The organism is Acidihalobacter aeolianus, assembly GCF_001753165.1.
GTDB lineage: Bacteria > Pseudomonadota > Gammaproteobacteria > DSM-5130 > Acidihalobacteraceae > Acidihalobacter > Acidihalobacter aeolianus.
Window position 1 is genome coordinate 278,777 of the sequence record NZ_CP017448.1, and the last position, 13,965, is coordinate 292,741.

General features: G+C 60.4%; 14 protein-coding genes. 8 read left to right on the plus strand and 6 right to left on the minus strand.

Features of this window, described 5'->3' with window-relative positions; translation table 11 throughout:
• The first annotated feature begins 1 nt into the window (after nucleotide 1).
• On the plus strand, nucleotides 2-727 hold the full coding sequence (locus BJI67_RS01340; protein ID WP_070071494.1) for a COG4280 domain-containing protein: 726 nt from the start codon (nucleotides 2-4) through the stop codon (nucleotides 725-727).
• Nucleotides 724-891, plus strand: coding sequence for a hypothetical protein (locus BJI67_RS17695; protein WP_197513227.1), 168 nt, complete (start codon nucleotides 724-726; stop codon nucleotides 889-891). Before BJI67_RS01340 ends, BJI67_RS17695 begins: the two co-directional genes overlap by 4 nt.
• Here BJI67_RS17695 and BJI67_RS01345 read toward each other — a convergent pair.
• The 3 genes from BJI67_RS01345 to BJI67_RS17185 all read right to left on the minus strand — a co-directional run bounded on the left by BJI67_RS01345 (nucleotide 885) and on the right by BJI67_RS17185 (nucleotide 3,605).
• Complete coding sequence (locus tag BJI67_RS01345; protein ID WP_070071495.1) at nucleotides 885-1,451, minus strand: cytochrome b; 567 nt, start codon at nucleotides 1,449-1,451, stop codon at nucleotides 885-887. The genes BJI67_RS17695 and BJI67_RS01345 overlap by 7 nt on opposite strands.
• Nucleotides 1,448-2,353: a cupredoxin domain-containing protein gene (locus tag BJI67_RS01350; protein WP_070071496.1), complete on the minus strand. Its 906-nt coding sequence runs from the start codon at nucleotides 2,351-2,353 to the stop codon at nucleotides 1,448-1,450. Before BJI67_RS01350 ends, BJI67_RS01345 begins: the two co-directional genes overlap by 4 nt.
• A gap of 76 nt (nucleotides 2,354-2,429) precedes the next feature.
• Nucleotides 2,430-3,605, minus strand: coding sequence for a hypothetical protein (locus BJI67_RS17185; RefSeq protein WP_070071497.1), 1,176 nt, complete (start codon nucleotides 3,603-3,605; stop codon nucleotides 2,430-2,432).
• A 340-nt stretch (nucleotides 3,606-3,945) separates the two neighbouring features.
• On the opposite strand from BJI67_RS17185, the gene BJI67_RS01360 reads away from it, so the two are divergent.
• The gene (locus BJI67_RS01360) at nucleotides 3,946-5,226 is read left to right on the plus strand and encodes an ABC transporter substrate-binding protein (protein WP_070071498.1); all 1,281 of its coding nucleotides are present in this window, start codon (nucleotides 3,946-3,948) and stop codon (nucleotides 5,224-5,226) included.
• Nucleotides 5,227-5,367: 141 nt separating this feature from the next.
• Nucleotides 5,368-6,282, plus strand: a complete 915-nt coding sequence (locus BJI67_RS01365; RefSeq protein WP_070071499.1) for a restriction endonuclease — start codon at nucleotides 5,368-5,370, stop codon at nucleotides 6,280-6,282.
• Between the two features lie 779 nt (nucleotides 6,283-7,061).
• Here BJI67_RS01365 and BJI67_RS01370 read toward each other — a convergent pair.
• The gene (locus BJI67_RS01370) at nucleotides 7,062-7,547 is read right to left on the minus strand and encodes a GNAT family N-acetyltransferase (protein WP_070071500.1); all 486 of its coding nucleotides are present in this window, start codon (nucleotides 7,545-7,547) and stop codon (nucleotides 7,062-7,064) included.
• Between the two features lie 59 nt (nucleotides 7,548-7,606).
• Nucleotides 7,607-8,101, minus strand: a complete 495-nt coding sequence (locus BJI67_RS01375) for a nucleoside deaminase (RefSeq protein WP_070071501.1) — start codon at nucleotides 8,099-8,101, stop codon at nucleotides 7,607-7,609.
• A 120-nt stretch (nucleotides 8,102-8,221) separates the two neighbouring features.
• On the opposite strand from BJI67_RS01375, the gene BJI67_RS01380 reads away from it, so the two are divergent.
• The 4 genes from BJI67_RS01380 to BJI67_RS01395 all read left to right on the plus strand — a co-directional run bounded on the left by BJI67_RS01380 (nucleotide 8,222) and on the right by BJI67_RS01395 (nucleotide 13,061).
• Nucleotides 8,222-9,166: an alpha/beta hydrolase gene (locus BJI67_RS01380; protein WP_070071502.1), complete on the plus strand. Its 945-nt coding sequence runs from the start codon at nucleotides 8,222-8,224 to the stop codon at nucleotides 9,164-9,166.
• A 160-nt stretch (nucleotides 9,167-9,326) separates the two neighbouring features.
• Nucleotides 9,327-11,168: a signal peptide peptidase SppA gene (gene sppA / locus BJI67_RS01385; RefSeq protein ID WP_070071503.1), complete on the plus strand. Its 1,842-nt coding sequence runs from the start codon at nucleotides 9,327-9,329 to the stop codon at nucleotides 11,166-11,168.
• 281 nt (nucleotides 11,169-11,449) lie between these two features.
• Nucleotides 11,450-12,535 (plus strand): sensor domain-containing diguanylate cyclase, encoded by a 1,086-nt coding sequence (locus tag BJI67_RS01390; protein ID WP_083250528.1) that lies wholly within the window; start codon nucleotides 11,450-11,452, stop codon nucleotides 12,533-12,535.
• A gap of 139 nt (nucleotides 12,536-12,674) precedes the next feature.
• Nucleotides 12,675-13,061: a hypothetical protein gene (locus tag BJI67_RS01395; RefSeq protein ID WP_070071504.1), complete on the plus strand. Its 387-nt coding sequence runs from the start codon at nucleotides 12,675-12,677 to the stop codon at nucleotides 13,059-13,061.
• A gap of 165 nt (nucleotides 13,062-13,226) precedes the next feature.
• On the opposite strand, the gene BJI67_RS17700 is transcribed toward BJI67_RS01395, so the two are convergent.
• Complete coding sequence (locus BJI67_RS17700) at nucleotides 13,227-13,565, minus strand: DUF3579 domain-containing protein (RefSeq protein ID WP_070071505.1); 339 nt, start codon at nucleotides 13,563-13,565, stop codon at nucleotides 13,227-13,229.
• Between the last annotated feature and the right edge of the window lie 400 nt (nucleotides 13,566-13,965).

The following is a 13,965-nucleotide window of genomic DNA, read 5'->3' on the forward strand; positions in this document are numbered from 1 at the left end:
CATGTCGTTCTGGGGAGTTGTCATTGCCACCTGGCTGGCCGCCACGGTCGAATGGGTGGAAGCCTTTACCATCGTGCTCGCGGTGGCCCTGAGCATTGGCTGGCGCAGCGCTCTCGGCGCGGCGGCGGCGGCACTGCTGCTGCTGACGGCGATGACCGCGGTGACCGGCGGCGCTTTGCACGCGGGGCTGGAACTGCCCTGGCTGCAGGGTGTGATCGGGGTGTTTCTGCTGCTGTTTGGCATTCGCTGGCTGGGCAAGGCGATCGCCCGCGGCGCCGGGCTCAAGGCGCTGCACGACGAGGACAAGGCCTTCGCCAAGGCGCAGACGAAGCTGGCCGAGGACAGCCCGCGCGGCGCCTGGCTGGTGGCCTTCAAGGCAGTGCTGCTGGAGGGGCTGGAGGTTTGGCTGATCGTGGTCGCGCTCGGCGCGCCGACGCACCGCACCCTGCTCGCCGCCGCTGCAGCCGTGGTCGCGCTGCTCGGCGTGGCACTGCTCGGCCTGTTCATCCACCGGCCTCTGCGCCGCGTGCCCGAGAACACCATGAAGTTCGTGGTCGGCGGCATGATCACCGCCTTCGGCAGCTTCTGGACCCTGGAGTCGCTGGGCTACGCGTGGCCGCTGGGCGATGCCAGCCTGCTGCTGCTGGTGGCCTTCTACCTGGGCGGCGGGTGGCTGCTCACCCGCCTGCTGCGCCGCGACCCGACCGCCGTCGGAGGTGCCGCATGAAGGCCCTGTTCAAGACCCTGTTCGGCGACTGGCGCACCCTGACCGTGGTCGGCGCCAGCCTGGCCGTGAGCTGGCCGCTGCTGCACAGCCCCTGGGCTGGGCTCGCGGGCTATGTATTGCCGCTGTGCCTGCTCGCCGGTGCGGCCTGGCTCGCGCGTCACTGAGGTCGATGCTGTCGTAGCGGCGTGCTCAGACCCATTGCGCCAAGCACATGATCGTGCAGGCGGAAGCGGTGGTAGAGCGCGGCGGCTGCATGGCCAATGACCAGCGAGCCAAGCAGCAGCCCTAGGTTGCGTTCCCAGGCAAGCAGGGCCAGCCCCAGACCGATGTGCGGGCCGGCAAAGGCTGGCAGGTTCAACCCGAATACCTGCACGGGGCTGCCGACCAGGGTCAGCCCGGAGAAGCCCAGCGCACCTTCAACGCCGATCAGGACGAGCAGGGTGGCGTGCATGCCGACGGCGGCCGGCGCCATCCAGGTCCCGGCGTCCCGTTGTAGCGTCACTCGCCAGCCGCGGCGGATGATCCACCAGATCGCGAGCGTGAGTGCGCACAGCAAGGTGAGTGCGCCCAGGCTGGCATGCACGCCCATGGCGAAGGCCTTCGCGCCCAGCAAGGCCTGATCATGTACGAACAGCCAGCCGTCCGTCAGCTGGGCGAAGACCAGTGCAGCCATGAGCCAATGCAGCAGGCGATACATCAAGGGGCGTTGGCATTCCGTGTTCATGCTGCCGGCTCCACCAGGATGATGGCGTCCATCACGTAGGGAAACCCACCGTAGAAGTGATGCGAGCGGTAGGTGTGGCGCCACGGGTAGGAATGGATGGTGCACAGGATGTGGTGCAGGCCGGGGCGGTAGAACGTGATCTCGGCCTTGCCGCCGTTCTTGTGCATGGTGATGCCGCGGAAGGCGTCGTGGTAGAAGCGGATCTGGCCATGGTCGTCGAACATCACCGGGTAGTCGCCGGGATAGAACGAGTGGTCCATGCCGTCGTTGTCGGTCAGGTGGATCGTCTGTCCCGCCTTGACCACCAGCACGAAGGGTACGTAGGTCATGGTACCGCCCGGCACGGTCATGTCGGGTTTGGCGCTCAGCGGTACGCCGCCTCCGGTCGCGTCGGTCACTGCAACCACGCCGTAGGCCGGGGCAGGAAAGTTTGGCGCGCCCTTGGCCGCGACCACCTGCTGTACCTGGGCCGAACCGGAGCCGGGCACGTGGAAGGTTCCGAACTGTGTGGCTTGCGCGTCGTAATACTCATAGATGCCGTCCTGCGTGGGCTTCCAGTCGGCGCTTCCTCCGGCCGGGATCTTCAGCGTCGCAGCCTTCTCGCCTTGCCATGTGACGATGGCGAGGTCGAGCGGCTGACTGGTTGGATTGGAGAAATGCAGGGTACTGCCCAGGACCAACTGCACGTTCATTTCGCTGAAGCCGGTTTTTTCGAAACGGATGTCCCCGTTCCATTGCATGTCCTTGCCGCCGGTCCAGAAGGGCTGCTTGGGAAGCGGCGGCACACGGCTGCTCAGGGTGTAGTAGGTCCATGCGATGGCAATAGCAGCGACGATGACCACAAGTAAGGTGATCATGGGCCATGGGTCGCGGGTTTTCTGAGTTTTTACGTTATCGATCATGGCGTCATCCTCGGGTTAGCTTTGAGTGCCGAAATCGACGGGCGTTCCCAAAGCCGCGTAGTTGTAGGCTTCTGGGTCAAAACTCAAGACCCACGCGCACGCCTTCGATCCATTGCCCGTGCTGACCGGGCAGGAACTGGGTGTGTCGAATCCATTGCACGTCCGGGCTGATGTACAGCGATCGCACCAGACGTGTGCGTACATAGGCCTCGACCTGGATCAGTGGCGCGGTCGGGCCGATGGCATCCGGCGAGGCGCCGGTGCGAGAGATGCCCGCGGCGACGGTCAGTTTGCGGCCGCCCGCCAGCAGCGACGTGGCGAAGGTGTCGTTAGCCTGGATCGACACGAAGCTACTGGCCAGCGAGGCCTTCGGGTTGGCCCAGCCGGCACGCAGATCCCACTGCACGCCGGTGCCGGGCACGCTGCCGCCAAAATTGCCGTAAACGCCCCAGGCACTGTGCCGGGTGAAGTTCTGAGTGGGGGCCGGGATCACATCGGTGGCGAGCGGCGGCGCGGTGATGTCGTGGTCCGTGTTGGTCCAGGCGCCGAAATTCCCCTGCAGATTGCCCTGCTGCCAGTCGAGCTCCAGGTCGCCGAAGCTGCCGCGGTCGCTCGCGCCGCTGTCGAGCAGGTTGGGATAGTTGTGCCCGTACAGGTCGCGTGTGCTGGCGAGCATGGCGAGCACATTGAACGTGCGGTTCAGCGGGTGGCTGTAGGTGCCGCCGAGCACGTAGACCGGCATCTGGATGGTCGGGTCGTTGACGAAGGTCAGGCCCATGAACTGGTGGTATTCGTCGTCGGCCACGGGGTTGGTGTCGATGTAGTTCGCCGGGAAGATCAGGCCCGCATTGAGCTCGCCGCCACCGGCGCCGATGGCGTAATAGATCTGGGTGATCGCCAGCCGCCCGTGACCATTGGGGCTCGTGGTCTCGCCAGCCAGAGCATTGGCCTCGGGATAGTTGGCGGTGACACCGTCGGACAGCGGCGTGCTGCCGGCCTTGAGTTCGTACTGCAACTGTCCGGGGCCGGCGTCGAAGTACCCCAGCAGATCAAGCTGGGCGTTGAATGAATCGCGCGTGCCGGAGGTGTGCTGGTAGGTTCCGGCGAGTATCGAGCTGGAGGCAATGTGGTCGAAGCCGGTGTCGGCGTGGGCGGAGCCGATGGTACACAAAGAGGCAAGCGTGAAGGGAACGAGCAAGGCGCGCATACGGTGGGTTTTGGACGCCAGTGCACGGTGAATCGGGTCCAGCATGACGCGGATTACCTCTGGGTCGGATGTGTAGGGCCAACAAATTCGCAGAATTCCCGACCGTCCGACAGTGACATTTTGTCGCGCTAGAAATACTTATTTTGTTTGGCTTATTTTCATATGTTGTTTCGAGATTGGATGCGAACCATCACCGTTGTACACGCGGCGCATCGCATGCGGGCGTGTCATACCTGCTCGCACTAAATTAGGGCGGCTTGTGTACGGTTTCCACGAATCCGACGTTGCGGCGGCGCGAACCAATGTGGTTGGCGCATAGCTTGCTTCCTCCAGCGCTTGGGTTTACAGGCGCATCGAGCGCCGCAGACAGAGAGGAAACGACGACATGAAGCAAGACAAGCATGGACGCAGCGCACGCAGCACCGCCTTCGCTGGCGGACTCGCACTGCTGTTGGCCGCGGGGGCGAGCCAGGCCGCCTGCAAGGTGAATATCGGCGTGCTGCTGGCGCTGACCGGTTCGATGGCCGAGATCGGGCAGGACAATCTGCGTTCGGCCCAGCTCGCGATCAAGGGCGTCAACGCCGCCGGAGGCGTCGGCGGCTGCACGGTGGATCCGATCGTCTACGACAGCCAGACCGAACCGACGGTGGCGGTCAACCAGGCCAAGGCCCTGGTCGATCTCAAGGGTGTGCGCGTGATCTTCGGCTCGAATTCGAGCGGGACCACCATCGCCGAACTGCGCAGCGTCACCGCGCCCGCCAAGGTGCTGCTGGTATCCCCCAGCGCGGCCTCGACCTCCTTCACCAAGCTGGCCAAGGAGGGCTACACCAAGGGCCTGTTCTACCGCGGGGTGATGTCCGTGGGTGGCGAGGGCCCGGTGGTCGCCTACGTCGCACGCCACATGGCAGGTTGGAAACACGTCGCCATCGTCTACGTGAACAACGCCTTCGGCGTGACTTACGCCAAGGAAACGATCAAGGCCTTCGAGGCGATGGGCGGCAAGGCCCGGCTGATTCCGTATAACAGCGATCAGCCTGATTATCAGTCCATCGTCACCGACGCCCTGAAGGACAAGCCCGAGGCACTGGTGTTGCTGGCGCATCCCAAGGGCGGCCAGGCCATCCTGCGCGACTGGCTGCAGTCAGGCGGCCCGCAGCACGTGTTGCTTGCCGACTCCGTGGCCACGCAGCAGTTCGTGGACAAGTCCGGCGGTAAACTGCTCGACGGCGGCTGGTCGATCAAGGATGCGGCGGTTAAATCGCCCTGGTACGAGCTGTACCGCAAGAATTTCATGGCAGCCTACAAGCGCACGCCGCATATTCCCTATGACACCAATTCCTACGACGCGATGGCGATCACCCTCCTCGCTATGGACAAGGCAGGCACCCAGGACGCGCGCAAGATCTTCGCCGCCGCACGTGAGATAACCGCGCCAGGCGGGCTAGTCGTGCATCCGACGCCGGCCGGGTTCAAGGCCGCGTTGGAAGCGATTGCCAAGGGCAAGAAGATTCACTACGTCGGCGTGACTGGCGCGCTACGCATCAACGAGTATGGCGACGTCAGCAATCCGGTGGTGGTTGGGCGCATCAAGGACGGGAAGCTCGACTACTACAAGACCCTCGGCGTGGATGAGGTCGACAGCATCGTCAAGCACCACAAGCTTTAAGATCGGGGAGGCGGGCGAAACGCCGGGCGGCTCTGGGCCGTCCGGCGTTTTTTTGCGTTAGAATTTGTAATCGCCAATGTTGTAAAACATAGTGGTAGTTTTGATCGTTGATGCGTCCTGGTAACTATTCGAGGAAAGTAGGTGCCTATTCCTGATTATCAAACTGTGATGCTTCCTTTGTTGCGATTGGCGTCTGATGGCCGGGAACATAAATTTTCAGATTCAATTGATGTTTTGGCTGCGGAGTTTCGCCTCTCCGATGAGGAGCGCAACGAACTTCTTCCAAGTGGAACTCAGGCTGTGTTTGACAATCGGGTCGGCTGGGCCCGGTCATATTTGAAACAAGCCGCGCTCTTGGATTCTCCAAGACGTGGGTACTTCGCTATCTCGCAACGAGGTCGTGATTTACTGAAAAAAGACCCAGATCGGATTGATATTGGTCTTCTCGCACAATATCCAGAATTCATCGAGTTTAGGAATCGAAAAAATATTAAAAAGAATCGTGGTCCTGAGCAGTTTAATGCTGCCCAAGAAATGGCGTCTGAAACCCCTGAAGATACTATGGCAGCGGCATACAGCGAACTTCGAGAGTCTCTTGAGGTGGAGGTTTTAGAGACGATTATGGGAGTCTCTCCTCCCTTTTTTGAACGCATTGTTGTTGATCTCCTAGTGAAGATGGGATATGGGGGGAGTCGGGTGGATGCGGGTCGGGCTCTTGGTAAAAGCGGCGATGGAGGGATTGATGGGATCATTAATGAAGATCAGCTGGGCTTGGATGTAATTTATATTCAGGCTAAGCGCTGGGAAGGTAATGTCGGTCGACCGGAAATTCAGAAATTCGCTGGAGCACTGCAAGGGCAGCGTGCGAAAAAAGGTGTTTTTATTACCACCTCGGGATTTACGCGCGAAGCGATGGAGTATGCCTCTTTAATTGATTCCCGTATAATTTTGATAGATGGTGTGCGTCTAGGTAAGTTGCTGGTTGATCATGGTGTTGGGGTTTCAACGGCAGGTGTATACGAAGTAAAAAAATTGGATTCAGACTATTTTGAGTGATTGAGGTTTGTGCGAGCGTGCGCGAATATGGGGTAGCTTACGCATTGTAAGGTATTGATGTGAACTCCTTAGCATTTGCTGCATTGAGCCAGCACCGCTTGCCTGCCAGGGAAATTCTTAGCCCAACAACAGCTTGCAATCGAGCCAGGCGCCAGCTAGTTATTAATCTTCTGCATAGTGTTTCGGACGCGAATCAGTCTTTTCGTGTTTGATCTCGCATAACGACGCGCTCGAGTCCATTTCTTTATTCGCGTAAAGAAATGGACGAAAGAAACGCGCCCGAAACGCCTTGCCCCTGCGGGTAAACCGCGCCCGCACGCGCCGACGAGGGGCACAACAGGCATTCGCCGTCCGGACGAAGCCTGCTCGGGCGGCGTCCTGCTGCCCGACCCCACGTCGGCGTCGGCGCACACGGGCGAGGCAAGGCGTAACGGGAACTCAAGTCAAAAGACTTTCCGTTACGCGTCTGCACACGCTTCTCGGTTTTCTATTCCCTTATTGCCTTGCTCTTGCTTCGCGGGTCGCGGGTCGCGGGGATGCGGCTGGGCGGGGCGAATTTCTTTGGTGACCTTTGCTCGTCCAAAGAGAAAATCGCCGGGAGCGGTAATCGCGCGAGCCCCAGTAAGGCCAAGGCGCAGGGGGTGTGCCGTATAAAATTCACTCACGCGCCTGCGCCGAAGCAATGAAAGGGGCTGACGCTGAAGGCGTGCGAAATCATGCCACCACTTGTTGACCAGGGAGAAACGGGTTGGGTGCCGGTCGTTATTCCCGGTGCTCGCTCAACACGGCAGCTTCTTTTCCCAGAACTGCGCGCGTCCCATGCTCGGATCGAGCTGATAGCCGGCGAAGCCGAATTTGCGGTAGCTGGCCTTGGCCGGTTCGTTGCCTTCCAGCACTTCCAGCGTGAGCTTGCAGCAGCCGAGCCGGCGGGCGATGGTTTCGGCGCCGGCGAGCAGGCGGGTGGAAAGGCCGCGGCCGCGGTAGGGCGCGTCGACCATGACGTCGTGGATGTTGAGCAGCGGGCGGCACTGGAAGGTGGAGAAGCCCTCGAAGGCGATCAGCAGGCCGGCGGGCTGGCCGTCGACGTAGGCGATGAGCGCGTGGCTGCCGGGGCGTTCGCGCAGGGTCGGGACCAGTTCGGCGCGGGTGCGTTCGGGCAGCGGTTCGCCACCGCCCATGGGGTCTTCGGCGTAGCGCGCGAGCAGGGTGACGAGGGTCTCGGCGTGGTCGGGCGAGGCGAAGTCGGCCTCGACGATTTCGATCATATCTGTCTCCGGTCTTGCGGGGCCGTTGGGGCGCCAAGCTATCATCCGAACCGGCAATGTCAATGTTCGTTGCCGGCTGTGTCCCAGAAGCCGAGGTGGCTGTTCTCCGCTTCGTCTTCCAGCAGCGGGCCGAGCACGGCCACGCTGCGCTGTCCTGCGGCGAAGACCGTGCGGCAGGGCAGATCCAGGGTGAGGTTGTCGGGATGCGGGCCGATCAGTGCCTTGAGATGCCGTTCCCCGAGGCCGTAAACAACCCTGCCGATGCCCGCCCAGTAGGCCGTACCGGCGCACATGGCGCAGGGCTCTGCGCTGGAGTAGAGCGTGCAGCCGGCAAGAAAGTCGGGGGTGTAATGACGTGCTGCCTCGATCATCAGTGTGCGCTCGGCGTGGGCCGTGCGATCGCCGAGGGTGCCCGAGGCATTCATCGCCTCCAGTAATATGTGGCCTTCGGCGTCAGCGAGCAGCGCACCGAAGGGATGGTCTCCGCGTTCGCGGGACTGCGCTGCGAGATGGATGGCTCGCCGTAGCAGGCGCAGATCGGTGTTGTCGGGCATGGGTGTTTCGAGTGTCACGTGTTGACCTATACGTCCCGACCATAAGCCAATCGGGCGCAAAATACATCCTGGGCCCACGTATATACTGCGGGCTTTCGTCCGCCGCCCGGAGATGCCCGTTTGCCCGACTCCGTTCGCCCTCGCTCGGTCAGACGCTTCCTGCCGCATGTAGTTTGGGTCTTGCTGGCGCTAGCGCTTGTTTTTTTCGTGGCGACGGGGAGCGTCGCCTATGACGTGGTCTGGAAGCTGATCCACCCCAGCAGAATTGCGCTGGTCGAAACCCCGGCGAAGTTCGGTCTTGCCTTCCGCAACATTGAATTCCCGTCGGCGGTTGATAGGGTGCGCCTGTCGGGCTGGTTGATCCCCGCGGCGGAGCCCGCCGGCGGATTAGTGATCGAGGCTCATGGCTATCATCAGAACCGTGCCTCGGACGTACCGGCCCTACCTGTTGCCGCCGCGTTGCACCGAGCCGGTATCGCCGTGCTGATGTTCGATTTCCGCGGGGAGGGGCGTTCGCAGGGTGATGAGGTGACGGTGGGGTTGTACGAGCAGCGAGACCTGCTCGGTGCGATCGATTACGCGCGTCGGCTCGGCTATCGCCGCATCGGCGTGATCGGCTATTCGATGGGGGCCTCGACGGCGCTGGAAGTGGCGGCGAAGGATCGCGCCGTGCGCGCGGTGGTGGCCGACAGTCCGTTCGCCGATCTGTACAGCTACCTGAGTGCGAACATGCCGGAGTGGACACATCTGCCCAATTGGCCATTCACGCCCGAGATTTTTCTCGAGCTGCGCCTGATAAACGGCCTGGATGTGTGCAAGGTGGATCCGTTGCGTGACGTTGCCGCGATGCGTCAACGCCGGGTGCTGCTGATCGCCGGAACCGCCGATCACGTCGTACCGATGAGCAACAGCGAGGCGCTCTACCGTGCGCTGCATCGAGACGCGGCCGCCAGCCTTTGGATCGTGCCGGGGGCGAAACACGTGGGTGCCTACACGGTCGAGCCTGAGGCCTATCTGGCTCGTGTGAGTGGTTTCTTTCACGAGGCACTGGGCGCAGGCCGATAACCTGCCTGCAATCCAACTGCGCGACTCTTTTGTGGTCATAAGATAAAGCGCTTGCCGTGGGCGTTGAACTATCGATCCGGGTCTTTCAAGCTGTCGCCTATCCGGGCTTGCCTCGGTACGCCAACGGGAAGATATCGTCCAACAAACAGGAGTGGTGTAGATGGGCAAGCTGATGGGGTTGTTGCGCTGGATCGACCGGGTGTTGCACGGCATCCGCCGCGGCTTGCTCAATTTGATTACGCTCTTCGTTCTGCTGGTGATCGCGTTTGCCCTATTCCATGCCGCAAAGTCTCCCAGGGTGCAGCACGAGTCGGTCCTGGTGGTCGCCCCCGAGGGGCATCTGGTTTACAGCTATACCGATAGCGATTGGCAGCGCGCGATCAACGTCATGCTGGACCAGCCCCGGGACGAGGTGCTGATCCGTAGCCTCACCGACGCCATCGATCACGCCGCCAGCGACCCGCGTATCAAGGTGATGGAGTTAAACCTGAACCGGTTCGAGGGGGGCAGCATCACCCAGCTAGAAACCGTGGCCGATGCGCTGGCGCGTTTCCGCAAGGCGGGCAAACCTATCTTCGCCTATGCCGGCAGCTACTCGCAGGGTAGCTACCTGCTCGCGGCCGAGGCCAATCATGTCTACATGAATCCGCTGGGCGCGGTCATGATAGCCGGATACGGCGCCTACCAACCCTACTTCAAGACCCTGCTCGACCGCATCGGCGTGACGATGTACGCCTTCCGCAAAGGCAAGTACAAATCCGCAGTCGAACCCATGACGCGCACAGATATGTCGCCCGCTGCGCGCGAGGAAAACGCTGCCTGGCTGCAGACCTGGTGGAGCAGCTATACGGCCCGGGTCGCCGCTGCGCGCGGGCTCCAGCCCGCGCAGATCGAGCATTACGCCAGTCAGCTGCCGCATCTCGTCGACGCCGCTCAGGGCAATACCGCCAAGCTCGCCAAGCAACAGGGCCTGGTCAATGTGATCGGGAGCTGGCGCGAGTTCCAGAAAGCGGTATCCGAAGCTGACGTGCGACCTCTGAAAGATACACCCAGGATCAACTATCTCGCCTACGACGAGGCCACTCACAAGCGAGCAGCTCAGTCCGCCGCCGTCGCTGTGGTGCCCCTCGACGGCATGATCGTCAGTGGTGACAAGGCCGTTCCGGGTACCGTTGCCTCCGGTCCTACCGTGGAGCAGCTGGACCGTCTGCTACACGATGCCGCCGTGCATGCCGTGGTGCTGCAGGTCGACTCGCCCGGGGGAAGCGTGGATGCTTCCGAGGATATCCGTTCCGCCGTGCTGCGCCTGCGCGCCGCAGGCAAGCCGGTGGTGGTGTCGATGGGCACGCTGGCCGCTTCCGGCGCCTATATGATTTCCAGTGCCGCGCAGACGCTGTATGCAGAACCCACGACGATCACTGCCGATATCGGCGTATTCGCCCTGGTGCCTAATGTCTCGGCAGCGCTCGGCAAGCTCGGCATCGACGTCAACGGCATCGGCACCACGCCCAGCGTGGGTTCGGAATCGCCGCTGATGCCGCTCAAACCCGACGTGGCCACGGCTATGCAGAGCCATGTCGACTATCTCTACCATCGCTTCGTTTCGCAGGTCGCGCAGGGGCGCAAGCTCGGCTATGAACAGGTCGACGCCGTGGCTCAGGGACGTGCCTGGAGCGGCGAGGCGGCGTTGCGCCTCAAGCTGATCGACCATCTCGGCGGTATTGGCGACGCCATTGCGGATGCCGCGCGTTTGGCGCACCTCAAGCCTGGCGGTTATCGCGTCGACTATCTTCCGCGCGCCGGGCAAAAGAAGGGGTTCGGAGCGCTGAGCCAGACCATGGGGCTGATGGCGCAATCATCCCTCGGTGGGCAGGGAGCTATTGCCGCGCTGGCGCGTTTCCTCGACCTTCCTGCACGTGAACTGCAGGATACTGCACTGCTTCTGCACAGTGCTCGACCCTACGGGTATTTTGCCTACGACCCAGTGACGTGGATGCATTGAACAACCGGTGGGAAAAGTTTCGCCAGGAGAATTGTCCTGCGGTGGTATTGTCGGATTACATAAAATCTGACGACGCTAGAGGCGTGGCCCGCGGTATTGAATGCGCGTCAAACGGCAAGTGCATCATATGCTTCCGATTGAGCTATAACGTAAGCAGTAGCTACTAAAAAAACGAACAGAGAAATACCCTGGAACCAGGGTGGTTCTGCAGATTGTGTGCGACAAAGCGAGGGTCAGTGAACCAAAAGAATCAGCCTCTCGGGCAGAGGTGGTTATCCCGTATGTTCGATGCCGTAGCCGGCGAGCGAGCGCTCACCAGCACCATTGCTCCCGACGTTTATTATTGGTTCGTCTACCCACCGCGCGCGCTGGGCATGGGGTTGGCGGGGTTGTCGGCGGGTAGTGTGCTGTATGAGCTTCATGCGTCGCTGTGGGCATGGATATTCCTGCTTTTCACCGCATTCGTGTGGCCGCATATAGCGTATTTGCATTCCCGGTCTAGTCAGGACACAGTCGCGGCCGAGAAGCAAAACCTGTTTCTGGATTCGATTTTTATCGGCTTGTGGCTGCCGTTGATGCATTTCAGCCCATTACCCAGTGTGGTTATCCCGATGATCACCACATTGGATAAAAGTTACACCGTGTATCCCAGGCTTTGGTTGCATTCCTTATTAGCACTGCTCGGGTCGGCATTGCTATTTGGAAGCGTACTCATGGCGCCACCGAAATTCGAGACTTCCACCCTGGTGGTGCTTTGCACGATACCGCTCATGTTTTTTTATACCTGGTTCAACTCATACCGTGGGGCGCGCCTACTCAGCGTCGTTACACGTCAGAATTGGGCGTTTGACCAGCAGCGCCGGACGGATCCGCAAAGCGGGCTCAGTGCCCGCGCTCACTGGATGGAATGCGCCGAGGAAATATTCAAGCGAGCGTTTGTTTCCGGAAAACCGCCTTGCTTGTTATTGATAGACGTTGACCGTTTTAAATCGATCAACGACACCTACGGTCATACCGTGGGTGACGAAGTGATCTGCGAGGTCGGCAGAGTTGTTCATGAGTGTGTTCGTCAGGGAGATATCGCCGGGCGCTTTGGCGGTGACGAATTCGTTGTGATTGTGGAGCATGCCGGCTATGAGGAAGCTTACGATATTGCCGAACGGATCAGAAATGATATTGCGAATCTCCGCCTGATCAGCGCGGAGACGTTACAGGTTACTGGCAGTATCGGCCTTGCGCTTGTTTCCGATCGGCATGCGAACTTGAGGGCATGGATTGAGGAAGCCGATGCTGCACTCTATCGAGCCAAGCACACCGGGCGGAATCGCGTTTCGCTGGCGAATGATGAAAATCGCTCTTTGACCTGAGAGCCATTTGCGATCCGGAACCTACCAATTCTTCGGGTGCTGTTTTTACAATTATTAATACCTATGATTTCTTGCCTCTATTTATTGGGGGATAAGTTGTGCTATACGTGGCGGTAGGAACTCCCCCGGAGGCATCCTCATGAGCAATTCACACGCCAGACGCAAGACAGGTCCCGTCAAGCTGACAAGGGATCAGCAGCACAAAATTGACGAAATCCTGAATAACCTGATGGACCCGGAGGCCGACAAACGGGGTACGTTTGCCATGAGTTGGGGGGGGATTCACCCCGAACAGCCGGATTATGCACCAACGATCAGGGCCCATTTGGGCACGCTCGATGGGCATGTGTTCACCCTGGTTACCCAGACCGTGCTGCGCATCGGAACCCTGGCCACTCTGCATTATTGGGATACCGTAACCGGTGAATGGCGGCATTGTGTGGGTGCCATCACGCGCTGGAGGACAGGGCTTAGACAGGAAGATGAAGCTGGCGCGGTCTACGTTTCTCAGTTCGTCCAGTCCTAAGCGCCTGCCTACGCGTTGGAATCCTGCCGGTTATGGCGACATTCCCGCCATTAATTTTTCGGGCGGTTGGGTATGGGAAGCGGTTGATAGGGGAAACCAACCGGCCTGGAGTGCGATCGGTGAATCGCTCCTCTAGGTGCCGGCGGTTGCAGTCAGTTTGTATCTTCAGGCAGCGTTGACGCTGGCTGTATCAGCGGACTCTTCATAGTGTACGCGCTCACCGTCGAGGGTGTAGACCTCCAGGTGATTGCTGGCGATAAACTCGATCACTTGCTTGTAAACGTAATCGCGGTCGGCGCGCATGGCGTCGAAATCCACCTCGATACAGTGGCCGTAGCCTTCGAGGTAGGCGGGTTGCAGATAGTCCGCATAGACCAGGCGATGCTGCTGGTTATATTGCGCGGCCATGTCGCTCAACATTTCAGACCATGCCGAGGGGCGGAATTTGGTGCCGTCCCGGTAGGCTGAAATGATGCACTTGCCGTGTAGCTCAATGTTGTTCATGTATAACGCTCCTTCGTGGGGTAGTTTGAAGGACTTCTCGCGGAAGGCGGTTCGCGCCTGCCGCTGAACGCGCAACGTCTGTTTAACGCTTTTGCGCGGATGCGGCCATGGGTCCCATCGCGGCCGACATCTCGTCAAGACAGTGGCTGGGTAAGCCGTGATCGACTGAAAGAGATTTCCAATGCAGCGAGCACAATCTATCCCGACGTGTGGATTTTGAACTATTTTCGCCGATAGCGACATAGCTAGGATGACCAAGGCAGCACTTTGGCTGATAAAGGGTAGGTTAATTAAAGGCCGCGCAGTATGGGGCGCATGGTCACCGAGGTCGCTTCAAGGTTTGACGCCCTGCGTCGAGAAGGGCGCCAGAGTGTCAGATTGAGTGTGGATGTTGTGCATT